This is a genomic window from Pseudomonas citronellolis, from assembly GCF_900112375.1.
GTDB classification, from domain to species: domain Bacteria; phylum Pseudomonadota; class Gammaproteobacteria; order Pseudomonadales; family Pseudomonadaceae; genus Pseudomonas; species Pseudomonas citronellolis.
Genome location: NZ_FOLS01000006.1, coordinates 157,762 through 184,285, shown reverse-complemented (window position 1 = coordinate 184,285; position 26,524 = coordinate 157,762). Strand labels below are relative to the sequence as shown.

The 26,524-nt window shown below is 63.3% G+C and carries 28 protein-coding genes; 7 read left to right on the top strand and 21 right to left on the bottom strand.

From position 1 onward, the window contains the following. Positions 1-419 precede the first annotated feature (419 nt). From BM060_RS08155 to BM060_RS08140, 4 genes are all read right to left on the bottom strand, one after another. On the bottom strand, positions 420-3,269 hold the full coding sequence (locus BM060_RS08155; RefSeq protein WP_074979054.1) for a valine--tRNA ligase: 2,850 nt from the start codon (positions 3,267-3,269) through the stop codon (positions 420-422). A 788-nt stretch (positions 3,270-4,057) separates the two neighbouring features. Beyond that, positions 4,058-4,429, bottom strand: coding sequence for a hypothetical protein (locus BM060_RS08150; RefSeq protein WP_009616139.1), 372 nt, complete (start codon positions 4,427-4,429; stop codon positions 4,058-4,060). 15 nt (positions 4,430-4,444) lie between these two features. Beyond that, positions 4,445-4,873, bottom strand: a complete 429-nt coding sequence (locus BM060_RS08145; RefSeq protein ID WP_074979052.1) for a DNA polymerase III subunit chi — start codon at positions 4,871-4,873, stop codon at positions 4,445-4,447. A gap of 34 nt (positions 4,874-4,907) precedes the next feature. After that, positions 4,908-6,395: a leucyl aminopeptidase gene (locus BM060_RS08140; protein ID WP_074979050.1), complete on the bottom strand. Its 1,488-nt coding sequence runs from the start codon at positions 6,393-6,395 to the stop codon at positions 4,908-4,910. A gap of 200 nt (positions 6,396-6,595) precedes the next feature. On the opposite strand from BM060_RS08140, the gene lptF reads away from it, so the two are divergent. Both lptF and lptG read left to right on the top strand, forming a co-directional pair. Further along, positions 6,596-7,720 (top strand): LPS export ABC transporter permease LptF, encoded by a 1,125-nt coding sequence (gene lptF / locus BM060_RS08135; RefSeq protein WP_074979048.1) that lies wholly within the window; start codon positions 6,596-6,598, stop codon positions 7,718-7,720. Further along, positions 7,713-8,780: an LPS export ABC transporter permease LptG gene (lptG, locus tag BM060_RS08130; RefSeq protein ID WP_074979046.1), complete on the top strand. Its 1,068-nt coding sequence runs from the start codon at positions 7,713-7,715 to the stop codon at positions 8,778-8,780. Before lptF ends, lptG begins: the two co-directional genes overlap by 8 nt. A gap of 286 nt (positions 8,781-9,066) precedes the next feature. Here the strand turns inward: lptG and BM060_RS08125 are convergent, their stop codons facing one another. Further along, positions 9,067-9,579 carry an RDD family protein gene (locus BM060_RS08125; protein WP_074979044.1) on the bottom strand — a complete coding sequence of 171 codons (513 nt, stop codon included), beginning with the start codon at positions 9,577-9,579 and terminating at the stop codon, positions 9,067-9,069. A gap of 168 nt (positions 9,580-9,747) precedes the next feature. Here BM060_RS08125 and BM060_RS08120 point away from each other — a divergent pair, with 168 nt between their 5' ends. Further along, entirely contained in the window at positions 9,748-11,289 is a 1,542-nt protein-coding gene (locus BM060_RS08120) for an EAL domain-containing protein (RefSeq protein ID WP_074979041.1), read from the top strand. Positions 11,290-11,382: 93 nt separating this feature from the next. Here BM060_RS08120 and BM060_RS08115 read toward each other — a convergent pair whose 3' ends face one another. From BM060_RS08115 to BM060_RS33585, 3 genes are all read right to left on the bottom strand, one after another. Next, positions 11,383-11,688 carry a hypothetical protein gene (locus BM060_RS08115; RefSeq protein ID WP_074979039.1) on the bottom strand — a complete coding sequence of 102 codons (306 nt, stop codon included), beginning with the start codon at positions 11,686-11,688 and terminating at the stop codon, positions 11,383-11,385. Between the two features lie 90 nt (positions 11,689-11,778). After that, positions 11,779-13,224, bottom strand: a complete 1,446-nt coding sequence (locus tag BM060_RS08110) for a SulP family inorganic anion transporter (RefSeq protein WP_074979037.1) — start codon at positions 13,222-13,224, stop codon at positions 11,779-11,781. 262 nt (positions 13,225-13,486) lie between these two features. Then, positions 13,487-14,077, bottom strand: coding sequence for an HNH endonuclease (locus BM060_RS33585; protein ID WP_074979035.1), 591 nt, complete (start codon positions 14,075-14,077; stop codon positions 13,487-13,489). A 161-nt stretch (positions 14,078-14,238) separates the two neighbouring features. Here BM060_RS33585 and yecR point away from each other — a divergent pair, with 161 nt between their 5' ends. The 3 genes from yecR (at position 14,239) to BM060_RS08095 (ending at position 16,210) form a co-directional block, all read left to right on the top strand. After that, a complete protein-coding gene (gene yecR, locus BM060_RS08100; protein WP_135499957.1) occupies positions 14,239-14,742 on the top strand; it encodes a YecR family lipoprotein in 504 nt (167 codons plus the stop codon). A 95-nt stretch (positions 14,743-14,837) separates the two neighbouring features. Then, on the top strand, positions 14,838-15,299 hold the full coding sequence (locus BM060_RS32315; protein ID WP_135499958.1) for a DUF6932 family protein: 462 nt from the start codon (positions 14,838-14,840) through the stop codon (positions 15,297-15,299). Continuing rightward, positions 15,296-16,210 carry a hypothetical protein gene (locus tag BM060_RS08095; RefSeq protein WP_074979032.1) on the top strand — a complete coding sequence of 305 codons (915 nt, stop codon included), beginning with the start codon at positions 15,296-15,298 and terminating at the stop codon, positions 16,208-16,210. The genes BM060_RS32315 and BM060_RS08095 overlap by 4 nt, the downstream gene beginning before the upstream one ends. A gap of 41 nt (positions 16,211-16,251) precedes the next feature. Here BM060_RS08095 and BM060_RS08090 read toward each other — a convergent pair whose 3' ends face one another. After that, on the bottom strand, positions 16,252-16,596 hold the full coding sequence (locus BM060_RS08090) for a hypothetical protein (protein WP_074979031.1): 345 nt from the start codon (positions 16,594-16,596) through the stop codon (positions 16,252-16,254). Positions 16,597-16,852: 256 nt separating this feature from the next. Continuing rightward, positions 16,853-17,086 (bottom strand): DUF4224 domain-containing protein, encoded by a 234-nt coding sequence (locus tag BM060_RS08085; protein ID WP_074979029.1) that lies wholly within the window; start codon positions 17,084-17,086, stop codon positions 16,853-16,855. A gap of 342 nt (positions 17,087-17,428) precedes the next feature. Here BM060_RS08085 and BM060_RS32310 point away from each other — a divergent pair, with 342 nt between their 5' ends. Next, positions 17,429-17,803, top strand: a complete 375-nt coding sequence (locus BM060_RS32310; protein ID WP_135499959.1) for a hypothetical protein — start codon at positions 17,429-17,431, stop codon at positions 17,801-17,803. A 155-nt stretch (positions 17,804-17,958) separates the two neighbouring features. Here BM060_RS32310 and BM060_RS08080 read toward each other — a convergent pair whose 3' ends face one another. The 11 genes from BM060_RS08080 to BM060_RS08035 form a co-directional block, all read right to left on the bottom strand. Further along, positions 17,959-18,222, bottom strand: coding sequence for an HNH endonuclease (locus BM060_RS08080; protein WP_245323015.1), 264 nt, complete (start codon positions 18,220-18,222; stop codon positions 17,959-17,961). Between the two features lie 86 nt (positions 18,223-18,308). Then, a complete protein-coding gene (locus tag BM060_RS32305) occupies positions 18,309-18,539 on the bottom strand; it encodes a hypothetical protein (protein WP_135499960.1) in 231 nt (76 codons plus the stop codon). Further along, positions 18,539-21,388 carry a phage tail tape measure protein gene (locus BM060_RS08075; RefSeq protein ID WP_074979025.1) on the bottom strand — a complete coding sequence of 950 codons (2,850 nt, stop codon included), beginning with the start codon at positions 21,386-21,388 and terminating at the stop codon, positions 18,539-18,541. The genes BM060_RS32305 and BM060_RS08075 overlap by 1 nt, the downstream gene beginning before the upstream one ends. A 139-nt stretch (positions 21,389-21,527) precedes the next feature. Then, complete coding sequence (locus tag BM060_RS32900; RefSeq protein WP_074979022.1) at positions 21,528-21,794, bottom strand: hypothetical protein; 267 nt, start codon at positions 21,792-21,794, stop codon at positions 21,528-21,530. Beyond that, a complete protein-coding gene (locus BM060_RS32895; protein ID WP_074979020.1) occupies positions 21,794-22,033 on the bottom strand; it encodes a hypothetical protein in 240 nt (79 codons plus the stop codon). Before BM060_RS32895 ends, BM060_RS32900 begins: the two co-directional genes overlap by 1 nt. Continuing rightward, positions 22,030-22,398: a hypothetical protein gene (locus BM060_RS08060; protein WP_074979017.1), complete on the bottom strand. Its 369-nt coding sequence runs from the start codon at positions 22,396-22,398 to the stop codon at positions 22,030-22,032. Before BM060_RS08060 ends, BM060_RS32895 begins: the two co-directional genes overlap by 4 nt. Then, entirely contained in the window at positions 22,398-23,417 is a 1,020-nt protein-coding gene (locus tag BM060_RS08055) for a phage major capsid protein (protein ID WP_074979016.1), read from the bottom strand. Before BM060_RS08055 ends, BM060_RS08060 begins: the two co-directional genes overlap by 1 nt. 93 nt (positions 23,418-23,510) lie before the next feature. Beyond that, entirely contained in the window at positions 23,511-23,777 is a 267-nt protein-coding gene (locus BM060_RS08050) for a hypothetical protein (RefSeq protein ID WP_074979014.1), read from the bottom strand. After that, positions 23,770-24,069: a hypothetical protein gene (locus BM060_RS08045; RefSeq protein WP_074979012.1), complete on the bottom strand. Its 300-nt coding sequence runs from the start codon at positions 24,067-24,069 to the stop codon at positions 23,770-23,772. The genes BM060_RS08050 and BM060_RS08045 overlap by 8 nt, the downstream gene beginning before the upstream one ends. Then, complete coding sequence (locus BM060_RS08040) at positions 24,069-25,607, bottom strand: DUF3631 domain-containing protein (protein WP_074979010.1); 1,539 nt, start codon at positions 25,605-25,607, stop codon at positions 24,069-24,071. The genes BM060_RS08045 and BM060_RS08040 overlap by 1 nt, the downstream gene beginning before the upstream one ends. Beyond that, positions 25,600-26,523, bottom strand: coding sequence for a toprim domain-containing protein (locus BM060_RS08035; RefSeq protein ID WP_074979008.1), 924 nt, complete (start codon positions 26,521-26,523; stop codon positions 25,600-25,602). The genes BM060_RS08040 and BM060_RS08035 overlap by 8 nt, the downstream gene beginning before the upstream one ends. Position 26,524: the final 1 nt, after the last annotated feature.

Here is a 26,524-nt window from a genome sequence, read left to right as displayed (position 1 = left end):
GAATGAGCCCCGCAGCGGAGTCTGTTCGCGAGCAAGCTCGCTCCTACGAGAAGCCGTGCTCGCCGGTATGGTAGGACTCCGCACGCGATGGACCGAACGCCGGCCCTGCCGGCGCAATCGCGGATGAGATCCGCTCCTACGACGGTGTTTCTCCTGTGCCTGTAGGAGCGGGCCCTGCCCGCGATTCGCGCGCAGGGCGCGCTCCTACAGGGGAATGGCGCAGGTGGGGCAGCGTAGGAGCGGATCTCATCCGCGAATCGCGCCGGGATGTCCGGCTATCGCGGACAAGGTCCGCTCCTACGACCGTGCTTCTCTGGAATCGTAGGGCGGATAACCGTTCGCGGTTATCCGCCGCCGGCCGTAACGTCAGTGCCAGAAAGCACAAGGCCCGCATTCGCGGGCCTTGTGGATGATGCCTGTTACAGGCTGGCGATCTTCTCGCGCTGCTGGATCAGGTTGGTCACCGCCTGCTCGGCTTCGGCGAGCTTGGCGCGTTCCTTTTCGATCACTTCGGCCGGGGCCTTGGCGACGAAGCCTTCGTTGGACAGCTTGCCGCCCACGCGCTTGACCTCGCCTTCCAGGCGCTGGATTTCCTTGTCCAGGCGCGCCAGTTCGGCAGCTTTGTCGATCAGCCCGGCCATGGGCACCAGCACCTGCAGTTCGCCCACCAGCGCGGTGGCCGACATCGGCGGTTCCTCGCCTTCGTCGAGCACGCGCACCGACTCCAGCTTGGCCAGCTTCATCAGCAGCGGCTCGTTGTCGGCCAAGCGGCGGTGGTCTTCGGGGGAGGCGTTGTTCAGCACCAGGTCGATGCGCTTGGCCATGGAGATGTTCATCTCGCCGCGGATCTGGCGGATGCCCAGCATCAGCTGCTTGACCCACTCGATGTCGCCTTCGGCGGCGGCGTCGATCTTCGCCTCGTCGGCCACCGGCCAGGGTTGCAGCATCAGGGTCTCGCCGCTCTTGCCCGCGGAGGCCTTGATGCGCTGCCAGATTTCCTCGGTGATGAAGGGCATGAACGGGTGCGCCAGGCGCAGCGCGGTCTCCAGCACGCGCACCAGGGTGCGGCGGGTGCCGCGCTGGCGCTCGACGGGCGCGTTCTCGTCCCACAGCACCGGCTTGACCAGTTCCAGGTACCAGGCGCAGTACTCGTCCCAGATGAACTCGTAGAGGGCCTGGGTGGCCAGGTCGAAGCGGAAGGCGTCGAGCTGGCGGGCGACTTCCTGCTCGGTGCGCTGCAGGGCGGAGATGATCCAGCGGTCCACCGCGGACAGCTCGACCGGCTCGCCGTTCACGCCGGTATCCTGGCCATCGGTGTTCTCGATGACGAAGTTGGCGGCGTTCCACAGCTTGTTGCAGAAGTTGCGGTAGCCCTCGACGCGGCCCATGTCGAACTTGATGTCGCGGCCGGTGGAGGCCAGTGAGCAGAAGGTGAAGCGCAGGGCGTCGGTGCCGTAGCTGGCGATGCCTTCGGGGAATTCCGCCTTGGTCTGCTTGGCGATCTTCTCGGCGAGCTTGGGCTGCATCATGCCGCTGGTGCGTTTTTCCAGCAGCGCGTCGAGGCTGATGCCGTCGACGATGTCCAGCGGGTCGAGCACGTTGCCCTTGGACTTGGACATCTTCTGGCCCTGGCCGTCGCGCACCAGGCCGTGGACGTACACGGTCTTGAACGGGATCTGCGGGGTGCCGTCCTCGTTCTTGATGAGGTGCATGGTCAGCATGATCATGCGCGCCACCCAGAAGAAGATGATGTCGAAGCCGGTCACCAGCACGTCGGTGGGGTGGAAGGTCTTCAGGTATTCGGTCTGTTCCGGCCAGCCGAGGGTGGAGAAGGTCCACAGGCCCGAGCTGAACCAGGTGTCCAGCACGTCTTCGTCCTGGCGCAGCTTGGCGTCGCCGAGGTTGTGCTTGGCGCGCACTTCGGCCTCGTCGCGGCCGACGTAGACGTTGCCGGCCTCGTCGTACCAGGCCGGGATGCGGTGGCCCCACCACAGCTGGCGGCTGATGCACCAGTCCTGGATGTCGCGCATCCAGCTGAAGTACATGTTCTCGTACTGCTTGGGCACGAACTGGATGCGGCCGTCTTCCACGGCGGCGATGGCGGGTTCGGCCAGCGGCTTGGTGGAGACGTACCACTGGTCGGTCAACCAGGGCTCGATGACGGTGCCGGAGCGGTCGCCCTTGGGCACTTTCAGCGCGTGGTCGTCGATCTTCTCCAGCAGGCCCTTGGCCTCGAAGTCGGCGACGATCTGCTTGCGTGCGACGAAGCGGTCCAGGCCTGCGTAGGCGGCCGGCAGGCTGGCGTCGACATCCGGGTTGACGCTGCCGTCGAGCTTGAACACCTGGGCGGTGGCGAGGACGGCGGCGTCCTTGTCGAAGATGTTGATCAGCGGCAGGTCGTGGCGCTTGCCGACTTCGTAGTCGTTGAAGTCGTGGGCCGGGGTGATCTTCACGCAGCCGGTGCCGAACTCGCGGTCGACGTAGTCGTCGGCGATGATCGGGATGCGCCGGCCCACCAGCGGCAGCTCGACGAAGGTGCCGATCAGGGCCTGGTAGCGCTCGTCCTCCGGGTGCACGGCGACCGCGCTGTCGCCGAGCAGGGTTTCCGGGCGGGTGGTGGCGACCACCAGGTGGTCCTTGCCGTCGGCGGTCTTGTGGCCGTCGGCCAGGGGGTAGCGCAGGTGCCAGAGGTGGCCCTTCTCGTCGTGGTTCTCCACTTCCAGGTCGGAAATGGCGGTGTGGAATTTGGTGTCCCAGTTGACCAGGCGCTTGCCGCGGTAGATCAGGCCGTCGTCGAACAGGCGGACGAAGGCTTCCTTCACCGCGTTGGACAGGCCGTCGTCCATGGTGAAGCGCTCGCGCGACCAGTCCACCGAGGAGCCCAGGCGGCGGATCTGCCGGGTGATGGTGCCGCCGGACTGTTCCTTCCACTCCCAGACCTTCTCCAGGAACTTCTCGCGGCCGAGGTCGTGGCGCGCGACGCCCTGGGCGGCCAGCTGGCGCTCCACCACCATCTGGGTGGCGATGCCGGCGTGGTCGGTGCCCGGCTGCCACAGGGTGTTGCGGCCCTGCATGCGGCGGTAGCGGATCAGCGCGTCCATGATGGCGTTGTTGAAGCCGTGGCCCATGTGCAGGCTGCCGGTGACGTTCGGCGGCGGGATCATGATGGTGTACGGCTCGCCGGAACCCTGCGGGGCGAAGTAGTTGTTCTGCTCCCAGGTGGGGTACCAGTGGGATTCGATGGCGTGGGGCTGGTAGGTCTTGTCCATGAGCGCGGCGGGACCCTGTTAGCGGCTAGACGGAAAACCGGAGAGTATAACGGCTGCCGAGGGGCGGCGGCCACCGGCGATCAGGGGGCTGGAGGGGGCTTGCGTAGGAGGGAGCCTGCTTGCGAAATGGGGTTTGCCGGTTACGGCGGGTGTTCAGGCTGGTCCCGTTGCCCTCACCCCAGCCCTCTCCCAGAGGGAGAGGGGGCCGTTCGGCGTGGGCGGGAGGTCCGGCGTCAACCTGTAGGAGCGGGCCCTGCCCGCGATTCGCGCGCAGGGCGCGCTCCTACAATGGGCAGGGGGCGTTACGGCGGGGTTTTCAGGTTGGTCCCGTTGCCCTCACCTCAGCCCTCTCCCGGAGGGAGAGGGGGCCGTTCGGCGTGGTCGGGAAGTCCGGCGTCAACTTGTAGGAGCGGGCCCTGCCCGCGATTCGCGCGCAGGGCGCGCTCCTACAATGGGCAGGGGGCGTTACGGCGGGGTTTTCAGGTTGGTCCCGTTGCCCTCACCTCAGCCCTCTCCCGGAGGGAGAGGGGGCCGTTCGGCGTGGTCGGGAAGTCCGGCGTCAACTTGTAGGAGCGGGCCCTGCCCGCGATTCGCGCGCAGGGCGCGCTCCTACAATGGGCAGGGGGCGTTACGGCGGGGTTTCGGGTTGGCCCCGTTGCCCTCACCCCAGCCCTCTCCCGGAGGGAGAGGGGGCCGTTTGGCGTGGGCAGGAGGTCCGGCGTCAACCTGTAGGAGCGGGCCCTGCCCGCGATTTCGCGCGCAGGGCGCGCTCCTGCAATGGGCCGGCGTCAAGGCTTGCGCTGCGCCAGCAGCCTTTGCAGGCGCGCTTCCAGGCGGCGCTGCAGTTCGGCTTCGATCTGCGGCACGAAGTCGTCGATCACGTCCTGCAGGATCAGTTGCGCGGCGGCGCGCAGTTCGCTGTCCAGGCGGGCCTGTTCGCGGTTGTGGCCCGCTGGTGGCAGGTCGTCCTCGGGCTCTTCCTCGGCCGGGGCCGGCCGCGGCGAGGCCTGCACCACGTCGGAGAGCAGGGGGATGTTGTCCGGCTCGAAGGATTCGGTGAGCAGGGGCGGTTCGCCATCCGGCTCGCCGAGCAGGTCGTGGATCGACTCCAGGTCGTCGAGCAGGTGGTCGGGGTCTTGCGGAGGCTTGCGGCTGTCCATTTTTCCGGTAGAGCGTCAGAGGCGCGGCAGGCGATGGTCCTGCAAAGGATAGCCCTGCTCGCGGTAGTAGCGGAAATTCTCCCGCGCCGCCTGGCGGATGGCAGGCTCCTCCACCACCAGTTCGGCGATGCGCGAGAACTCGCCGGCGAAAGCCGGCACCGCCAGCGTCAGGTTGATCAGCAGGTCGCGGCGGCCCGCCGGCGGCTCGCCCAGGCCCAGGGTGACCGGGGCCTGGGCGTCTTCCTCGGCGGCGTTGTGCGGCACGAAGGCTTCCTTGCGGAAGCTCCACAGACGCGCGTCCAGGGCCTCGCGCTGAGTTTCGTCGGCGCACAGCAGGTACACCCGCATGCCCTGCCGCCAGGCCTTGTCGGCCAGGCGGCAGGCGATGGTCAGGCGCGCGTCGGGATCGGCGCTGGGGATGACGTAGAAGTCGACCCGCGTCATGCCGGCGATCCCATCGAACGATTGCGCTTTGCCATTACTTCACGCGGTCCAGCAGGTACTGGGTGAGCAGCGGCACCGGGCGGCCGGTGGCGCCCTTGTCCTTGCCGCCGCTGATCCAGGCGGTGCCGGCGATGTCCAGGTGCGCCCAGTGGTACTTCTTGGCGAAGCGCGAGAGGAAGCAGCCGGCGGTGATGGTGCCGGCCTTCGGCCCGCCGATGTTGGCGATGTCGGCGAAGGGGCTGTCCAGCTGCTCCTGGTACTCGTCGAACAGCGGCAGTTGCCAGGCGCGGTCGTCGGCGTGCTCACCGGCCTTGAGCAGTTGGCGCACTAGGGCGTCGTTGTTGCCCATCAGGCCCGAGGTGTTGGCGCCCAGGGCGACGATGCAGGCGCCGGTGAGGGTGGCGATGTCCACCACCGCCTGGGGCTTGAAGCGCTCGGCGTAGGTCAGGGTGTCGCACAGCACCAGGCGGCCTTCGGCGTCGGTGTTGAGGATTTCCACGGTCTGCCCGCTCATGGTGGTGACGATGTCGCCGGGGCGGGTGGCGCGGCCGCTGGGCATGTTCTCGGCGCAGGCCAGCAGGCCCACCAGGTTGATCGGCAGCTGCAGTTCCAGCACCGCGCGGAAGGTGCCGAAGACGCTGGCGGCGCCGCACATGTCGAACTTCATCTCGTCCATGCCCAGGCCGGGCTTGAGGCTGATGCCGCCGGTGTCGAAGGTGATGCCCTTGCCCACCAGCGCGTAGGGCGCCTCGTCCTTCTTGCCGCCGTTGTACTGCAGCACGATCAGCCGCGGCGGCTGCTCGCTGCCCTGGGCCACGGCGAGGAAGGCGCCCATGCCCAGCTCGCGGAGTTTCTTCTCGTCCAGCACCTCGACCTTGAGGTTCTTGTGCGCCTTGGCCAGGGCCTTGGCCTCGTCGGCCAGGAAGCTGGGGTGGCAGAGGTTCGGCGGCAGGTTGCCGAGGTCGCGGGTCAGGGCCATGCCGTTGGCGATGGCCTGGGCCTCCTTGGCGCCCTGCTCGACGGCGGGGGCGTCGGCCTTGTCGGCCAGCAGGGTGATCTTCTTCAGCTTGGGCGCGTCGGCCTTCTGGCTCTTGAAGCGGTCGAACACGTACAGGCCATCGGCCAGCGTCTCCACCAGCAGGCGCGCCTTGCCGTGGGCGTTGCGGCCCTTGACCGCCAGGTCGCCCAGGGCCAGCACGGCGTCGCCGCCGCCCAGGCTCTTCAGGCTGCCGAGCACCGAGGAAACCAGTTTGCGGTATTGGCGGTCGGAGAGTTCGCGCTCCTTGCCCGCGCCCACCAGCAGCACGCGTTCGGCCTTAAGGTTGGGCAAAGCTTGCAGGAGTAGGGTCTGGCCGACCTTGCCGGCCAGGTCGCCGCGCTTGAGCAGGGCGGCGATGGCGCCGCCGCTGGCGGCGTCCACGGCCTGGGCCACGGCGCCGAGTTTGCGGCCTTCGCCGACGGCGAGCACCAGGGTGGCGGTCTTCAGGGTTTGCGGACTGACGCTTTTTACAAGGAATTCCATGACAAGGTGTCCCCGGAGCGAAGGGTCGAAGTGGCGGGTGGTCGGCGACCCGTCCCGGTGTCTGCGCAGTGACAGGCCCGGCGAATCGCAGGATAATGCCGCGTATTTTTCACCGGCCCGTCGTAGGGCGTGCCGGCAGTGCCTCACGGCGGCTAGTTTGAGCGTAGCCGCCCGAGCGTGACAACCCTGGAGTGCCCGGTTTGATTGTCTTCCGTTACCTGTCCCGTGAAGTGTTGGTCACCATGAGCGCGGTGAGCGCCGTGCTGCTGGTGATCATCATGAGCGGCCGCTTCATCAAGTACCTGGCGCAGGCCGCCCAGGGCATGCTGGACCCCGGCTCGCTGTTCATGATCATGGGCGTGCGCCTGCCCGGCTTCCTCCAGTTGATCCTGCCCCTGGGGCTGTTCCTCGGCATCCTGCTGGCCTATGGCCGGCTGTACCTGGAAAGCGAGATGACGGTGCTCACCGCCACCGGCATGAGCCAGCAGCGCCTGCTGGCCTACAGCATGGCGCCGGCGGCGCTGATCGCCCTGTTGGTGGCCTGGCTGAGCCTGTCGCTGGCACCCCAGGGCATCGCGCAGATGCAGCTGATCCTGAACAAGCAGGACGCCATGACCGAGTTCGACACCCTGGCGCCGGGCCGCTTCCAGTCGATGCGCGACGGCTCGCGGGTGACCTACACCGAGCAACTGAGCAACGACCGCACCCAGCTCGGCGGGGTGTTCATCTCCGACAAGAACCCGCCGCGCAACGGCCAGGACCGCGGCCTCGCGGTGCTGGTGGCGACCAGCGGACAGCAGCAGATCCACCCCGACGGCAGCCGCTACCTGATCCTCAAGGACGGCTTCCGCTACGACGGCGTGCCCGGCCAGGCCGACTACCGCGCCATCAGGTACGACACCTACGGCGTGCTGCTGCCCAAGCCGGAGGTGAGCAGCGAGATCGACGACCGCGACGCCATCCCCACCAGCGACCTGTTCGCCAGCAAGGAGCCGCGCATGCGCTCGGAGCTGCAGTGGCGCTTCTCCATCCCGCTGCTGGTGTTCATCGTCACCCTGCTGGCGGTGCCGCTGTCCAGGGTCAACCCGCGCCAGGGCCGCTTCCTCAAGCTGCTGCCGGCGGTGCTGCTGTACATGGCCTACCTGGCGCTGCTGATCGCCGCCCGCGGCATGCTCGACAAGGGCAAGATCCCCATGGCCCTGGGGCTGTGGTGGGTACATGCGATCTTCCTGGCCATCGGCCTGCTGCTGGCCTTCTGGGAACCGCTGAGTCTGAAATGGGCGGCCTCGCGCGCACGCTCCGTGAAGGAGCGCAAGCATGCGTAAGCTCGACCGCTACATCGGCATTACCATTTTCGTCGCCATCCTCGCCGTGCTGGGGGTGATCCTCGGCCTGGCCCTGCTGTTCGCCTTCATCGACCAGTTGGGCGCCCTGGACGAGAACTACACCCTGGGCGTGGCCCTGAAGTACGTGCTGCTCACCGCGCCCAGCCGCGCCTACGACATGCTGCCGATGGCCGCGCTGATCGGCTGCCTGGTGGGTCTGGGCACCCTGGCCAGCAACAGCGAGCTGACCATCATGCGCGCCGCCGGGGTGTCGCTGCAGCGCATCGTCTGGGCGGTGATGAAGCCGATGCTGGTGCTGATGTTCGCCGGCATCCTGATAGGCGAATACGTGGTGCCCTACACCGAGACCCAGGCCCAGAGCGACCGTGCCCTGGCGCAGAGCAGCGGCGGCGCGGTCAGCTCGCGCAACGGCCTGTGGCACCGCCAGGGGCAGGAATTCATCCACATCAACGTGGTGCAGGCCGACGGCACCCTGCTGGGCGTGACGCGCTACGACTTCGCCGAAGGCCACGTGCTCAAGAGCGCCAGCTTCGCCAAGCGCGCGGTGTTCCGCGACGGCCAGTGGACCCTGGAAGAGGTGAACACCACGCTGCTGCACCCGCAGGAGAAGCGCAGCGAACTGGTCAGCGCACCGTCCGAGGCGTGGAACATCCAGCTCAGCCCGCAACTGCTCAGCACCGTGGTGATGGAGCCCGAGGCGCTGTCCATCAGCGGCCTGTGGGAATACATCCACTACCTCAAGGACCAGGGCCTGAGCACCAACCGCTACTGGCTGGCGTTCTGGACCAAGGTGCTGCAGCCGGCGGTGACCGCGGCCCTGGTGCTGATGGCCATTTCCTTCATCTTCGGCCCGCTGCGCAGCGTGACCCTCGGCCAGCGGGTGTTCACCGGGGTGCTGGTGGGCTTTACCTTCCGCATCGCCCAGGATCTGCTGGGGCCGTCGAGCCAGGTGTTCAACTTCCCGCCGTTGCTGGCGGTGTTGTTGCCGGCGGCGATCTGTGCGTTGTTGGGGGCGTGGTTGCTCAAGCGGGCGGGGTGATATCCCGGACGGTTCGGTGCGGGTGGCGGGTCCAATCGCGGACGGAGTCCGCTCCTACGGTTCCAGGAAACACGGCTTTTCGTAGGATGGTGTTGAGCGAAGCGATACCCATCACCACGGCAGCATGGGTATCGCAAGCTCAACCCATCCTACGAAGAGCACCTCGGCGCAAGACAGGTTCAGGGAAGCACGGGCGTAGGAGCGGACTCTGTCCGCGATTGGATTCCCAGGCCACACCGGACGCCCCGGCGGCACGAACGGCACCCTCTCCCTTCACGCCCCAGCCTCACCCCCGCCCCTGCGTCGCCTTGCGCACCGCCTTGGGAATCTGGATCACCACGCTCTCCGAATAGCGGTCGTGCCAGGTCCGCTTGTCCTTGTCCCAGAGCATCCACAGGAAGCCCAGCCCGCCGCAGGCCCAGGAGCCGATGGCGATCATGAAGCGCAGCAGCGCCTGCATCAGGCTGATCGGCGTGCCGTCGGCGTTCTGCACGCGCACGCCCCAGACCTGCATGCCGAGGGTCTGGCCCTTGTGCGTCCAGAACTTGGCGAAGAAGGCGAACAGGCTGATGAACAGCAGGCTGGACAGCAGCGGGTCGCCGACCAGCCCGCCCTGGTCGGCGAGCTGCCGGAGCTTTTCGCCGCCCAGGAGCAGGCGCAGCAGCACCTGCTGGTAGAGCAGGGTGACCACCATCAGCAGGGCCACGCAGAGCAGGAAGTCGTAGAACATGGCCGCGAAGCGGCGCAGCAGGGGCGCGGGGGGGAAGTTCCCCTCCGGCTGGAGTCGGGCTTTGGGCATGGCGTCGTTCGGCGCTCGGAGCAGGGACGAGGGCGGGGATTATACGACCTTTGGCCGATCGCCACCGAGGCCAGGGTGCCGCAGGCGGAATGATCTACGCTGGTTTCAGGCGCCCGCTCAGGCTGCTCGCCGAGCCCGATGACAGCGGCGGCGCCCGGGATGACACGGATGCCTGGATCGAGCAAAGTCCGGCGCCTGCTCTGGCGCCTGTGCGTTTCCCTGCTGGTCGCCCTGCTGCCGCTGCTGCTGGGCGGGGGCATCATCTATTGGCAGACACTGGTCAGCCTCCAGCGTGAAGCGGGGCTCGCCTCGAGCGAGGCGCTGCACCTGATCGACATCATGCTCGGCAACGCCGCCGGCTCGGCGCGGGCCACCATCGCCTATGCCGAAGGGCCATGCGCCGCGGCCGAGCTGGTGCTGCGCGAACAGGTCGCCACCGTGCCCTTCGTGCGCACCGTCAACCTGGTGCGTGATGGCCGGGTGTTCTGCAGCTCGCTGTTCGGCAACGTCGACGAAGCGGTGAACACGGCCGATTTCGTCGACGGGCGCCTCAACCTGTTGCCCGGCAATGCGGTGACGCCGGACTTCGCGCTGATCGTGTACCGCCTGGCCGAAGGTCCCGCCGCCGTGCTGGCGGCGGTGGACGGGCGCTACCTGAGCAACGTCCTGCAACTGGTGGACCAGCGCAGCGAACTGCTGGTCCAGATCGGCCCGCGCTGGATGGACGAGGCGGGCGAGGTGCACGAGGGCGCGCCCGACGCCTTCCCCCTGGCCGAGACGCAGCAGACCTCGACGCGCTTTCCCTACCAGGTGGTCGGTGGCTTCCCGGCCGGCGCCCAGTGGGGTGTGATGCGCGACGACTACTGGCCGCTGTTCGCCATGCTGGCGGTGCTCGGCGGGTTGTTCGGCCTCGGTTGCCACTGGATGCTGGGGCGCGCGGCGACGCCTGCCCGCGAGATCGAGCGGGCCATGTACGCCGGCGAATTCGTGCCCTTCCTCCAGCCGCTGGTGGACGCCGCCAGCGGCCGCTGGATCGGCGCCGAGGTGCTGATGCGCTGGCGCCACCCGCGCGCGGGGCTGGTCAGCCCGGATATCTTCATCCCCCTGGCCGAGCAGAGCGGCCTGATCGTGCCCATGACCCGCGCGCTCTTGCAGCAATTGGCGGCCCAGTTGCCTAAGCACGCGCACCTGCTGGGCGACGGCTTCCACCTGGGCGTCAACGTCAGCGCCGTGAATTGCCGCAGCAGCAGCCTGTTGACCGATTGCCTGGACTTCCTCGGCGCTTTCCCGGTGGGCTCGGTGCAACTGATGCTGGAGCTGACCGAGCGCGAACTGATCGACACCCCCACCGACGACCTGCTCGGCTGCCTGCGCGACCTGGGTGTGACCCTGGCGATAGACGACTTCGGCACCGGCCATTCCAGCCTGGCCTACCTGCGCCGCTTCCGCGTGGACGCCCTGAAGATCGACAAGAGCTTCGTCGCCACCGTCGACGACGACAGCCGTTCCCGGCACATCCTCGACAGCATCCTCGACCTTTGCGACCGCCTGGACCTGCAGGTCATCGCCGAAGGCATCGAGACGCCGGCGCAGCGCGACTACCTGGCGGCCCGCGGCGTGCCCTGCCTGCAGGGCTACCTGTTCGGCAAGCCGATGCCGCTGGCGGAGTTCGTCGCCGAACTGGAGCGCCGCGTCCGTACAGGCGTCTAGGGCGGCGGCGCGCCGAACTGCGTGGCCCGTAAAGATGCCGAGCCTATGCATACCGACGGCGCCCAGCGGGCACCGCCGGCAGCGCAGCGGCGATCAGACGTACGCTTGGGCGCGGCGGCTGCCGCGGGGCAGGCGGGTCTTGCCGGACAGGGCGCTCAGGCGCGCCTGCCAGGCTTGCCGGGCGGCGTCGCGGCCGGGTTGTGCCGGGGCGCGGGCGGGCTGCTTGCTCTTCGGCGCCGCAGCCGGCGCGGTGCCCGTGGTTTCCTGCGCCTGGGTAAAGGCGTTGGTGCGGCGGCAGGTCTTGCAGCTGACCTGCGCGACATCCTGCGAGCCCGCCACGTTCGGGTCGCTGCGGCCGCAAGCGGCCTGGCTGGTGCCAATCAGGAAGTGAGTGACCATGTGGACCTCCTAGTCAAAAAAGGGGCGGCATTATTCCATAGGGTTCCCGGCGCGCCAGCGCTGCCGGTCATTTTCGGAAGAACGTCCGAATCAGCCGTGCTGCACCCCGGCGCGCTTGAGCAACTGCTTGCAGCGCTCGGACAGGTGCACCACGCGCAGGTGCTTGCCGGCCCTGGCGTAGCGCTCGCGCAGGGTCTTCAGCGCGGCGATGGCCGAGTAGTCGACGAAGCTCAGGTGGCGGCAGTCCAGGGTGACCTGCGGCGGGTCGCCGGCCGTGTCGAACTGTTCCAGGAAGGTCGTGGTGGAGGCGAAGAACAGCGTGCCGTGGAGGCGATAGAGCTTGCTGCCGTCGGCCTCCAGGTGGCTGTCGGCGTAGAGTTCGCGGGCGTGCTTCCAGGCGAAGTCCAGGGCGGCCACGACTATGCCGCAGAGCACGGCGATGGCCAGGTCGGTGAACACGGTGACGACGGTCACCGCGATGATCACCAGCACGTCATTCGCCGGCACCTTGTTCAGCACCCGCAGCGAGGCCCAGGCGAAGGTCTGCTGGGCCACCACGAACATCACCCCGACCAGCGCCGCCAGCGGGATGCGCTCGATCAGCGGGGAGAGGAACAGCACGAAGAGCAGGATCATCACCCCGGCGACCACCCCGGAAGCCCGCCCGCGGCCGCCGGAGCCGAGGTTGATCATGGTCTGGCCGATCATGGCGCAGCCGCCCATGCCGCCGAACGCCCCGGAGACCATGTTGGCCGCGCCCAGGGCCACGCACTCGCGGTCCGGGTAGCCGCGGCTCCGGGTGATTTCGTCGGTGAGGTTGAAGGTCAGCAGGGTTTCCAGCAGGCCGACCAGCGCCATGAGGATGGCGTAGGGCGTGATGATCCGCAGCGTCTCCAGGTTCCACGGCACCTGCGGCAGGGCGAAGGCGGGCAGGCCGCCGGCGATGTGCGCCATGTCGCCGAGGGTGCGCGTGGGCAGGCCGAGCAGGTATACCAGCAGGCCGACGCCGAGGATCGCCACCAGCGCCGGCGGCACCGCGCGGGTCAGCTTCGGCAGCAGGTAGACGATGGCCATGGTCAGCGCCACCAGGCCCAGCATCAGGTACAGCGGCGCGCCGCCGAGCCAGGCCCCGCCGGTCTTGAAGTGCTCCAGCTGGGCCAGGGCGATGACGATCGCCAGGCCGTTGACGAAGCCCAGCATCACCGGGTGCGGCACCATGCGCACCAGCTTGCCCAGGCGCAGCAGGCCGAAGGCGATCATCACCAGGCCGCCCAGCAGCACGGTGGCCAGCAGGTACTGCACGCCGTGCTGCACCACCAGCGCCACTATCACCACGGCCATGGAGCCGGCGGCCCCGGAAACCATGCCCGGCCGGCCGCCGAACAGGGCGGTGAGGGTGCAGATGAAAAAGGCGCCGTACAGGCCCATCAGCGGGTTGAGGTGGGCCACCAGGGCGAAGGCGATGCACTCGGGCACCAGGGCGAAGGACGTGGTGAGGCCGGCCAGGATGTCGGCGCGCAGACGGGCGGGTTTCATGGCGTTCCTGAAGTTGGACCGCAATGGGCGGTCGCGGGCGGTGCGCAAGGCGTCGCGCGGGTGCGCGCAGGCAACAAAAAACCGGCTCAAGGGCCGGTTCTTCTGGTGTTCCGAGATTCACTGGCCGGGAGAGACTCGAAGAGTTTGCTGTGTGCCTTTGTTCGTGGGGGTTTCGATATCTTAGGTTTGTGTTCTACTCACAAATCTACTCACTTTTGTGAAGGTGCTTAATAGCCATTTACTCAACTTAATGATCAATTACCTAGTCGTTCGACTTTAACGGGAGAGCACGCTGAATCTCTGCAATGGTGAGCGGTTCCAATCGCGTGTGTGCTATTCGATGGCAGGTTGGGCAAAGCGTAATTAAGTCGCTCAGACTGACCTCGCGCACTCCGTCGAAGGAAAGCGGGCGAAGATGGTGGCACTCAACTATGTGCCTGCCGTTTACTTCTGTCTTAAACCCGCATGCCGCGCACGTATGGCGATCGGTCTCCTTCCGTTGTTGTGCTAAGACTCGATTTCTTCCTCTTGAAAGCAGTCGGCTGTCTCTCAGATACCCCTCGATTGCGCGGATATCATCGGCCTCAAAATTTACTTGGGCGTTGCTTGATTGAGTAGCGCGTCTCCCAAGGTGCCTACGGCTGCAGTCAGTGTGGGAGTGCCCACGGTGCTCAAAATGAGCAGGTATTTTCCCGCCCTGTCGATGCGGCCAGACATCATCGAGACATTCAACGCATTTGAAGGCTGGCCTTGGGAGGTGGCCTCCTAAAGCCTCCCATTGCTGCCTAATAAAAAGGGCTAAATCGACGCTAATTGTCTGATCATCAAAGAAACAATCCGTTGCTCTAATCATTTTTTACCGTAAGCCATGCCGATGCAGGGTGGATTCATCTTTTCAATAGACCTATCGCCACTCGCCAGAGGTCCATGCGCAGGTTTTAGGCTCGACCTAACCCGGATGACGTAGTCGATTCTGTAATGGCACAATGCGACCAAACTGACAAGGAGGTCGCTATGCGCCTTATACCCATTGCTGCCCTTATGTTCGCGCTCGCTGCAACTGGCGGGTGCGCCGTGAAGAAAAGCTTCTACGCCAATGGCGGTAGCCGCGCGGACGGGACTGTCGACATGGCCTACGACTTCGCCCAGTTCGAGCAACCGGTCGTCAACATGGACCAAGCGCACGAGATAGCCGCCCAAAAATGCCGGGTTTGGGGTTATCAGGACGCCGAAATGTTCGGTGGAAAGCGTCAGCACTGCAATCAGTTCAATGGCTACGGCACATGCATCGCAGGGCTGGTAGTGATCCAGTATCAGTGCATTGGGACCGGCAGCGGGATTGCCAGCAGTTCGCCGGCTCCATCCGCCCCGCAGGCCTTCACGCAAACTACCACCAGTGGTTCTGGCTCCCTTACTCGTGAACAGTGGAGACAGAGGCAGATTGATGAACTGAATTCTGAGACTGGCCTGAGCTACGACGAGTACCAGCGTCGCTATAGGCAGATCATGGGGCAGTGATGCTGACGCAGCGGTTCCGGAGGATCATGGGGCAGTGAAAAACCTAGTCGATCTGCCCGATCCGATAAGTTACTGAAGCACCGCAAGGATGCATGATGCCAAAACCAGATTTTCCTGCCCTGCTACAACCCGGAATGCACCGGCTTTCTATCGACCAGCTCCGTGGGTTAGCTGTTGATCCATTTCCAGCTGATCTGCGACGTGCAGAGCTGTTTCGGAAATTTGGGATTTGGACCGATGCGCTTACAGCTCTAGGCGTGTGTGGGACATTGTGGATCGACGGATCTTTCCTCACGCAGAAGGAGAACCCAGGGGATATCGATTGTGTGCTCTGGCATCCCTTTTGGAAAAATCCAGCAGCGGTAACCCCGGATGGCTCAAACCAGGTCGCTCAACTCCTCGACCAAGGAGTGGCAGAAGCACTTTATGACTTGGATTTCTACCTGGAGCGCCCAGCACCTGATCAGGTTTTCCATCGGGAGGCGTACTGGCGAGGTATCCTAGGATACTGCCACGACCGTGTAACGGCGAAAGGATTCGCGGAGATCATTTTATGAGCAGTTCATTCCTGCGCGATCATGCGGATGCACTGAAAGCCTTCTCTGAAGAGACCAAAGCACGCGCCCAGCAAAACCCAGAAGATTTCTTCCTGCAGCTTGCAGCCAAGAATCAGGAGGCGGCTGCACGATCGGTCGCTAGACAGGCCGCTTTAGCGGACGCAGAAGAGCTTGGCGAACTGGTTGATCTAAGGCTTATCGGTGCGCGGGCAAATGGCAGCATCCCGCTCGACTGGTTCATTGATGCGATGGGGCCACTGACCAAGGCATGGAAACTGGCGGCACATAGGCTTCGGCACGGAACTGATGCTGCCAGGGGCGTTGCTAGTGACGTCGCCAATGCGTTGAATTTCAAACTAGCAGGCCTAGCTTCCGGCTCGACTCATGTTTACATCACTGGCAATGCCCTTCCGGACCTAACCGGGGATAGCTTACTCCAAGAGACTCTCACCCAAACTTTCAGGCTTCTGAATTCTGACCAGGCTGATTTCTACGATGCCGTAGATGCTATCGGGGGAAAGTCAGCGCACCAACTCAGTGAGTTCATGAAGGAGTTGGATAAGGGAGGATTTGCGGTTCAGTTCGCCTGGAAGTCCACGAAAGGTGCCCGCAGATGGGAAGGCAGACCGGATGAAATAACCCGGGTGAGAGCCCTTCTGGACACCATTACAGAGCCTGAAAGGTATCAAGAAACTGTATCCGGCTCAGTCGCAGGGATTACCGATACTGGCCGGCTATCGATTCGGGTTGATGGTGGAAAGGTCTCTATTCGATTCCCCCTTAAGCTTACCGAGCAAGTTCAGCGCCTGAAGATCAGCTCCAACGCGACCTTACATGTTGAAACGTCGAAGTATTGGGACTCAGTGGCGAAGAAAGACATTTTCAAGCGAACATTGATTTCAGTTGTGTGAAACAAAGAAGCCCCGCACTGCGGGGCTTTCCGTTTCTGGCTTCAGTGCCACCCTTCTCGTTTCGATCCGCACATAAGACATTTGCTGTAGTTCCCCCACCTGCCGGACAGGTGGCGCATTGGACCGCCGCAGTTGTGGCAACCACCGTCCAGATCTCCGCGGGCCCAGCGGTACTCCAGGTAGACACTCCAGCAGAGCCACAGGAAACCACCGCAACTGACGGCCAGCGCGCCATAGAAGATTGCGCGCTTGATCGGCATGAGCATCTGGTCGAGCACGCCAGCTGACTCAGGTGTCATCGCGACAAACCCCATCCCAATCAGGCCAATGATCACCAGCAACGCCGGGCGGGCGTATAAGCGGAATGCGCGCTCAAGGTCGTTCATGGAGGGACTCCGTTCCTATGGATGGCCCAATCATCCGCCATGGCGCGGCCAAATGCCATCAGGCTAGAGCGGTGCCTGCTCTTCATTTACTGGCGAGCAACCCTGTCCCGCGCCGGATTTCAAGGCTTCAAGGCTTTGAGTCTTTGAGCCGGCAGGGCTCCTCATGAGTAGGAGCTCGATCGGCATTGTGGTGAACACCAGGTTCGACCCCTCTCCGGGACACCAGCAGTACGACGGATTTCGAATCCGTTGTGCCTTACGGCTGATGCTGTTGGCCTGAGCGAAGGTTAAGCTGTGGCTCTCGCTTCTTCTCATTTGATTTCCCGCCAAGGCGCGTCTCGACGACCTGGCGCAGAACCTTTGGACGACCATCACCGCCTACCACGAAAGTTAAATCGTTCTGTTTCAGCCAGCGAGCTTGGGCGGATGGCTTCTGATATCCGGACAGTTCTGCGACCTCTTCAGCAGTGAGCAGTAGGCTGCCTTCCATGTGCGATTCCTCGGTGTCCGGCTGGTATATCGGTAAACCTTACCAGTATGGTTAACTTGTTAACCATTTGCTGATTTCAAATGGAAGTTAACAAGTGGTCAAAGCTTAGTGCCACAAGGGTTGCAGGCTGGTTTGTTAACGGTAAACAACTGGTAAACCGATTTCAAAAGGGGGATTTTTTCTGCGCGTGAGGGCAGGCGTAGTTTCCAGTCGAAAGGGGCTAGGAATATCCGACTACCCCCCCACCTGACTGAGACCTGGTTGCAGTTTCGATCGGGGCAGACTGATACTCCGGGGTCAGCATTACCTACGACTGTGATCAGGGACTGAAGGAGAAGCACAATGGAACTGTGGGAATTGATCAAACGCTTGCTGGCTGCTGCCAATGGAGGTGGACAGACCTTCAGCCCTGGCATTATTGCGGGGCAGTACGAGCGTGAACTTCTCGCCGCTCAAGCCAAGCTCAACCAAACTCACGCTGAACTGATTGAAATCAGTGAACTACTCGGAGAGCAGTTGCAAGCGTCTGGGCTAATCCGACCTGCTGGCGTCCGCCGTGGAGGCGCTGCGATCCTGGGTGCGATGGAGAGAACAGACTTCGGTGAGGAGCTCTACCAGACTCTTCGCGGCCGAAACGTAGTCCAGTTTTTTGAAGGGATGCAGGCAGAAGTGGATGCAGGGGAAATCAGACGTCTCCTCCACCAACTGTCATCCTGAGTAACCTAGCATCCCAGGCCTTCACTTCGAGCGCCTCTCCAAATGCGCGGGCCTGTTTGAATCTGTAGTAACGAAAATTCTACGGATTAATGAAGAAAGACTTACCGAGGTGGTTTCCGCCTCGGCGCCCACCAGGGTATGCGTATCCCCCCGAGTCAGCTCACTGGCCACCCATCGATACCGATGGTTCTCTTCTGGTTGTATCCGAGGTCAGTCGCAGTCTTCTTCGCGTGACATCCATCAGGGCCCGAGCAAAGCACCTGGCAGTTTTCATCAGTGTCAGCACCACCAGCGTGAAGGGATAGCTTGTGATCCAGCTCGAAGCCCTCAGGGAAGGCGCAAAGCCTTCCACAGTGGGCGCAGCATGGATTCTTCGACCACACGCGCAGGCGCCTCTCCTGGAGCTTCCTGCCGGTCATCCTGCGCTCCCTCGTGCTGGGCACCGCTTGGAGCTGGCGACTTGGCGCTTCCTGCAGGCGGGGCTTGATGGTTTGCAGGCGAGCCATCAGTGCGCTCCTTTGCCGGTGATCTCCCGATATTTGATATTCGCGTCTTCCTTGCTGCTCGTGATGACTTGAATGAATCCACCTGGCTGGACAACGGTGATAACCCGAGTTCCTTTCTCTGTCACAACCTCGAACTCCATAGGACGATCTTCATTGTTCGTTGCAGTCCACAGCGTGGCTTTGCCGTCGGGGCGATCTACCAAGTCAATCTTCACTTCTTCATTTGGCATCAGTTGTACCTCTGCGCTGCGTCTACGGCTTGGGCAATGCGACGAGCCGCCCGTGCCGTACTGGTCTTCTGGCCGCCGCCATTTCCGGCTGCCTCGTAGTAATTGACTGTAGTACTGCGACTGCTGTTGTTCGTGGTGGATGGCACAGAAGCGTCCATAGTCGCCGGCAGCTTTGCGAAGGATCTATCGGAGCGGAGGGCCTCCAGGTTGTCCACGCCGATACGCGCTGTGGCCGCGGCGTCGAATACGAACTCCTTACCGTGGACCAGGCCTGCGACATCGTTGACCCCCGTGTAGCCGGTAAAGCCGCCAGACGCGAACCCGGGGAGCAGTTCGCCAAGATCTGCGATGCCACCCCCGCCATCACTCGCGGAAGCTGCGCCAGCAGCACCGGCGGCACCTCCACCGAAGAATCCAGCGATGCCTGTGATCGTCTTCACTACAAGGGCCTTGGCAGCAATCTCAATCAGGGCCTGAACAATGGCGTTGCTCAGATCGGCAATGATCGACATTGCGCCATCGGCGAAGCTTTCGGTGCCCTGCAGGATCTCCATGAAGTTCTGGGTAACCGAAGACGAGGCGGTATTCAGCACAGCCTCGATGGCATCCGCCGCCTGAGCGCTGTAGTTGCTGGCTGCGTCGGCATAGTTCGCCCAAGCCTCATCGGCCCCCTTGCTCCAGTCTTGCTGCAGATCGTCGAGTTGCTTGTAGTACTGCTGCTGGTCTTGCAGTTGCTGATTCAGCGAAGCCTGGATGGCCTTGGTTTCCTGGTCGTAGAGCTCTGGGGTGATCCGACCGGTGTTGTACTGCTCGTTGAGCGACTTCTGTTGGCGTAGGTAGCTTTGCTGGATGGAGGCCATTTCCTGCAGGCGGCTGGCCTCTTTGTCGCCCATGCCGAAGGTAGCGAGCGATAAGCCATTTCTCTGCTGCGCCTGATCGATTTGGGACTTGAGCGTCTCTTGGAATGCAGAGAGCTTTTGAGCGTCTTCAAGGCTCTGCTTGCGGAGCGAGACTTCTTTTTCCAAGGCGGCATTGCGCTTCAGCTGGGCCGTGATCAGATCTGAGCTCGCCAACAGTTGCTGCTGATCGGCGGTTAGGGTCTTTTTCTCCTTCAGTTGGGAGAGTTCTTCTTCCCAGCGTGCGAGCGCCTGGGCCTGAGCTCCCAGCTTCTGCGAGACCTTGTCTTGATCGTCGAGAGCGACGTTCTGCGCCTGGATGGCTGCGTACTGCTGGCGAAGGTTGTCCAGCATCTTGGCGCCGGCATCTTCCTGGTATGCCTTTGGCTTGGCGGTGGTCTTCTTGTCGAACTGATCGTTGATCTGCTTAACCCGCTCAGCATAGGAGCCGCCAGAGAACTCCTGGCCGTTGTACTCGACGCCGGCCAGCAGCGGGCTTGATTGGCCAGTGATCGAGGAGGCCTTCATCAGCCCAAGATACTGGTCCTTCAGATCGCTCAGAGCTTTTGCCTTGCGCTTCTCGGGAGAGCCGTCGGAGAGCGCTGTATCGATAGTGCCGGAGAGGCGGATGTAGTCTTGCTGCGCCTGGTTCGCATCGGCTTGGGCTTGTGCCATATCCCCTTCAGATTTGACCTGCGTATCCAGTAGCTTGATGCGTTGTTGAAGGTACTGAAGCCCCTCTTGTCCGGTGACGGTGCGGCTCTCCCCAGGGACGGAAACCTCCTGGCCAGGGAACCTCTGCAAGAATTCCAGCTGGCTCTTGGTCTGAGTCAACAGTTCGGCATTGGTCTGCGGCATGAACTTGGAGCGGCCGAAGTTGTAGGCACTGGCCGCAGCTTCAGCGATGTTGTTCCAGAGCTGCTTAACGCCAGTCAGCGATTCCTTGTACTGCTTCAGGCGCGCCATGGCGTTCTTGTTCAGGCTTTCGCCAAGCACGTCTAGGGCTTTCTGGTGTTCGCCTTGATCGTCGAGCGCCTTGATCAGGTCGTACTGCTCGGCGGTGATGAGGCGGTATTGCTCGCTCGCCTTTTGCGCTGCATCAGTGGCGTTTTTGCCCAGGCCGGCAAATGCCGTGGCAATGTCGGCGGCACTCTTGCCGGTGTACTGCGCCACAGCAGCGGCCGCTTCGCCAAGGTTCGCAACCTGGCTAAAGCTGAGGTCGCCGGCCTTGGCCAATGCCGTCACCGCATCTTCTGCGTCGCTGAAGTCGCCGACGGTTGCGCCAATCTGACTGGACAGAGCCACAAGCTGCCCGGTGGTGGCGCCGATGGTTTTGTTGCCAGCAAGAAGGGCCTGGTCGAATTCGCTCTGGGTCTTCTCTGCGTCGTAGTAGGTTAACGCCAGACCGGCAAGCGCGGCTCCAGCGATGGTGACTGGATTTGCCAAGGCCAGCAGATAGCGGGCAGTACCCGCTAGCGCGGCGCCAGCTCCACCGAACTGGTCCTTGATTTGACCGCCCTGCTGTAGGAAGACGGTCAGAGGGTTCTGCCCAGCAGCAAGCGAAGTAGCTATGTCTGTGAACTGCGCAGGAAGGCCGCGCGTCGCAGCTTGCATTTGCTTGATGCTGATGGCGTTAGCGCGATATGCGGAGTCGTTCGCGGCCAGGGCGTCGCGCTGGGCATTGAGCTGTTTGAGCAGGCCCTGGAACGAGGAGTCATCCAGGCGGTTCGCTTGGCGATGCTTCCGGAGCTGTTCTTCCATCTTGTCGAGACGGTTGTAGGCGCCGACCACCGGGTCGATTTGGCCGGCGAGCTTGTCGAGTTGATCACCCTGATACTTGGCTTCCTTGGTGGCGCTTTTCAGTGAGCGCTCAGCCTTGTCCATGCCGCGCTCAAAGCTGCCAGTGTTGGCGATCAGGTCTACTGTGAGGGTGCCGAGGCTGTCAGTGGCCATCTAGTTCTCCCGGTGGTGCGAAGTGGTTGCCTGCCGCCGTGCCGGCGATATCGCGCTTGAAATCGCTCGGAGGAGGGGATGCACGCGCAGGCTTTCGCGGTTGTTCTGGACACTCACGACTTGTCCGTTGAGGTCGGTGCTAGTGGATCTGTTTTGGCTCGAGCTTGAGCGTCATCAAGTACGGGGCCGGGTCGCCATTCAGCACCACGATGATCAGTTGGTCTGGCTCGACCTTCAGAACTCGAACCTCTCCCACTTCCTCGCTGACCTGGGCCAGGCGCCCGGCCAACTCGGGGTGGATTGGAAGCTGCTTCATGTGCGCGAGATAGGACTCGGGAAGCTCGGCTAGAAACTGCAGGAGGCGATCACCGGATGCCTCGAAAAACTCTCTCATCAGGTCGTTCATCAGCGGCGCCCCTTACCCTGGTGGTGGGCTTTCTCGCGGAGTGCTGCAGAAGAGACTTCAAAGGCCCGACGCATGTCATCGAAGGTGCCGTAGTCGTCAAGTTCCTCGTCCTCGTAGTTCGCTCGAGCGGCAATCATGGCGAGCTTCTGGAAGAGACGACCATCGAGCCAGTCGGCGTTCTGACCGATGATCCGGCCCATCGCGAAGATGACTTCGTTGCAGTTCTGATTCGTGCTCATCGAGTCGCCCCTTTGGCCGAGAGCTGCCAGTCAGAAACAGCTTCGTCGGGCACCTTGTCGGTGGCCTTCACCGCAGTCCAGAGGCAGCCTTTGTGGGTCACGCAGTCGCCACGCCGATAGTCCATGGCGCGCTGCCAGGTGCCGCAGTATTTGAGGCCACGCTCTTCGAGCGCAGTTGCTTGTTCAGAGAGCCCCTTCAATTTCCCTTCAAGCTGTTCGATGCGCTCAAGAGCGTGAATCAGTTTCCCTGTGAGCACGATAGCGGTGCCCATGCCGAATGGTTCCTTGACTCCAAGGCCCAGGCACTCCTTGGAGACTTTTTCGATTTCCTCGCGAAACTGGAGCGCCTTCGCTTCGTAATCCATCACACACCCCACTGAACGCCGGACAGCCAGGCGACAGAACCAGCGCGCGCCAATTCCCAGTTCAGGAAGCGCTCGACCAGCGCCGAAGTGAGATTGTTCTGCCAGAGCGAGAGAAGCTGGGTTCCGTCTTGGCCGTCGTAGATCTCGATTGTGGTGATATTCGACTGATGGATATCGACACCCTCATCCGTGAGCAGGATGCCGGCTGGATCGATCAAGGCGACCAAGGCGCCGTTGGAGTCCATCGGCACCGAGTCGCTGGTGACTACGGGAACTCCAAACAACTCGCCACCGCGCACTGTCAGGCTGCTTTCACCGAGGGACGATTGCATCAGCGAAAGCTCGAGTGCGGTCTCTGGATGCATGGCGATCACAGCTGTTTCGAGCGAGCCATCGAAGGCGGCGAAGAGTGCTCGGATATCTGCTCGAACGGCATCGGCATCGCTGCCTGAAGAGGGTACAGGCGCAACTCCGTGGGTGATGGAGGCTGGCGACTCGGCGCCGCCGGCGTTGGTCGGATCGAGCAGCGTGATACCTTCGAGGGCAGCAATCGGGTTCACCAGGTCGTTGCTCACTGCGGACTCGAATGCGGCGCCTTGTCCTTGAAGCAGTTCGTTGGTCAGTACCAGCAGACCGGTGATCTTCTTCGAGTCGAGGCGCTTCTGCTCGAAGGCTGTGTGAGTGGCCACCTTCGGCTGTCCTTGGGCGGTCCAATAGGCGGCGGGTCGTTCGGTTTGAGCCAGGACGCGGGTTTCTGCAGGGATTGCGCGGAATGGGGAGATGGCGTTGATCTTGCCGATCAGTGAGCGAACCTGAACAAGCTCGATAAATGCGCGCCCAGCGGAGCGGAAGTCAGGGTCGGCATGAAGATCGCTGGTGGTGACAACGGCCTTTTCCAACAGGCGGACCACGGCGTTGGAATGACCATACAGAGATCGGCTGATCGACAAGGCGGATTGGCGATCGCCACGGGTGGCTAGCAGCGCCTTGGTGAATTGAGAGAGGACGAGCTCGCGCATGGGGTTCTCCAGGAAAAGTTGCTGGAGAAATGGTCGCGTCCTTGCGCCCTGGGAACCATTCCGAGATTTCCGCGTATTCCGCGTTTTTCCGTGTTATCCGCGACCGTACGTCCTTTCGATCTCAACAGCGATGTCGCGCAGGCGGTAGAGGCGACGATTTCCAAGCCTCCGATAGGGGAGATGGCAAATGCCGTCGCTCACCTGCTTCCTGAGCGTGTCGCCGCTCGAATACCCCAGCAGATCAGCCGCATCGTTTTCGCTCACGGCGTGATCACCAGAAAGGCGGATGTCCCGTTCCCTGCATGTGTCCAGCAGCAACCGGGCGGTTGCTTCAACACGATCTTCGAAGGATTCAGCCATGACGAACCTCCGCTCCGGGCCAGCGCCAGGTTGCTGCCTCAAGAGCCTCTGTCTCCGTCATCGGTTCCCCGATCATGATGCAGAGAGGTTTCCCGCCAAGAGTGATTTGCCAATGGCTGCGGCGCTCCTGTCCATCGTTGGCTGCCAGCTCCGCCAACAACTCCAAGCGGTGCACCTTGATGTACTGGCGAACGTCAGGGGTGAGCTTTGAGGCCGGTGAAACGACCAGACGCTTACCATTCACCTTGGCGCTGAGCCCATGGTCATGGAGGAAGTCGATAGCGGCGCCCATCAGAATTCCTCCTTGTCGGCATCATCCCACTGCGGAAGTGCTTCTCCTTCTTCCCTTGGCCGAATAGGTGTTTTATCCGTCACACCGTCACAACCCGCGTCAGTCGTGGCTTTCGAGGCTTTTTTATCCGTCACACACAGGGTGCTTGTGACGCTTTTAAAATCGCTGGATACCGCGCCGTTACTGGTTTGTGACGGTGTGACGCTTGTAGAGGGTGCGACGTTGGAAAGGTATCGGTCGAAGGAGTCACGGAACTGATCCAGGGAATACCCTTTCTTGGTGTCGAAGCCCTGGCGAACTGTCCCGGATTTGATGCCGAAGTCGGCCAGCTTGGCCGAGAGCTGGCGTGGCGACATGGGCTTGCCGCGGTTCCAGGTTGCCCACGGTGCTTCCTCGTCGGCGACCAAGGCCTCGAGCAGATCGACGCTGAAGATCTTGCTGGCGCGCTTGTCGTCGAACACGGCTTTCACGTCGGCCAGCAGTTCGGCACCAACGCTGGGCGCCTCACCTTCCAAGCCGTGGAGCGTGATAGCGGCATTACGGGCCGACTTGGGCCAGTGCTCGCCCACCAGGTCGGCGATGGCCAGCAGCGGTTCCCAGGCATCGTTGGCGCGGTCGTTCAGTCCGGTGATGGGGGTTGGCCTGGCCTTGGCGATTGACGCAGCAACATCGAGAGCAAAGCGGGCAAGCCTCGAGCGCAGCCGCTCCCAAAGCGCAGGGTCGGAGTGGCGCAGGCTCTCCACGTTTTCGCCCGGAGTGCGACGGCGCAGGCGCAAGGGCACGCTACGGTCTGCCAGGGTGTCCGCGATCTTGCCGATGCCGCAAAGGGCCTTGGCGCCCCAGACGTTGAACGGGGTCGGCATGTGGTCGTCGCCCACGCAGCGGATGACGATTGCGCTGTCTCGAGTGAAGCCGGCATTGAGAATTCCGCGGGCGTCATCGTGGGCGGTCAGGAACGCGTCCACCTCATCGATCAGTAGGGTTGGCGACCATAGTTCGATGGAGCGGAAGAGGGCGGCGGGGGCGATGTTGGATACCTGAAGGGGACGGTTTGCCAGCTTGCCTAGAGCGGTGAGCAGAATGGACTTTCCACAGCGTTTCTCCGGGGCTGTGATGTTGGCGATGGGAGCCACCTGGACCACGTCGACGAACCAGGTGAAGGTCGCCCACAGTGCGGCTGCGCGCAGAGTCTCCTTGTCGGCAATTACGTGGCGGGCGAGGGCGTGGGTGATGTCGTCCAGCAGGTCGGCCCCATCCACGGGCTCATGCCATGGCTCAACCTCAGCGAAGATGTCGGAATTGGCTGCCTCACTCTCCGCCTCCCCGGGAGCGGTCAGGCGATCGAACTCCGGCATGCTCAACATCTTGGTTTCTTTGACCTGGATACGCAGTCGAGCAAACGCAGCAGGATCTTTACCGCGCATCTGTCGGAGCTGCTCCAGGATCAGCGGGGCATACAGCGCCCCGGCATCGTTCTCGAGGCTGTGGATAGCGTCCTGGATAGGGCTTTCAGCTTTGAGCGTCAGGACTTTATTCATGGGCAGCGCTCCAATTGGCCAGGTCGTTGAAGTCGGTCAAATGGATCGGCGCATCAGCAGGCCAATTGGGGAACGTGACCAAGGCGCCAGCAGCGAGGGCGGCGGCTGTTGCCGAGGTGCGCCCGGGGTTGCCCGGGGTCTGGCGGTCGTCGTCGCCAGCAATGACCAGCTCCACCAGGTCGCCGTATTTCGCTCGAAGAGCCGTGGCCACCGGTTTGAGGTTGCCGGCATTCATCGCGCAGGCGACGGGGCTGCCGCTGCTCTCGTGGATGCTGGCGCCGGTCGCCCAGCCCTCGCATACGTACAGCCGGCGCCCCGGGGTGATGCTGCCCAGAGGGGAGTAACAGCCGGTGATGCGGCCACCGCGCAGGAAGCGCTTGCCTCCGTCGGCACCGATGCGCTGCAGGTTTACCAGCACGCCGTCCAGATAGAGCGGTACCAGAAGCTCCTCCCGGTGCTGGCGCAGGCCGTAGGAGCGAACCTGCTTGGCCTGCAGGTAGGGGTGGGCAGGATCGGTGCGGCGGGCGTTGTCCCAGCGCCAGCTGGCGTATTCGGCTGCCTGCTGCTGGCGCTGGTGCTGATCGGCTTCACGCTGGCGCCGGGCCTGGTCGATACGCTGGCGCATCTGCTCGACATCAAGGGCAGTGACCTCGCCGCGGCTGCTCCAGTGGTGAACATCGCCGGCCTTCCAGCTGCCGAACGCGCCAGCGGCTATGCCGTCAGCGAACAGTACATACCAGCCATTGCGGGATCCTTGGCGGTCGCCGGGCACATGGAAACGGTGGATCGCGCTGTCAGCCAGCGGGAGCCAGTCGAGCGCGCCATAAGCGCCCTGCAGAGCCTCGCGGAAGAGGATTTCCGCTTTCTCCGGGCAAGCCGATCCCGTCGGCGCATAGGCGCCGTTTTGCGTAGTCATG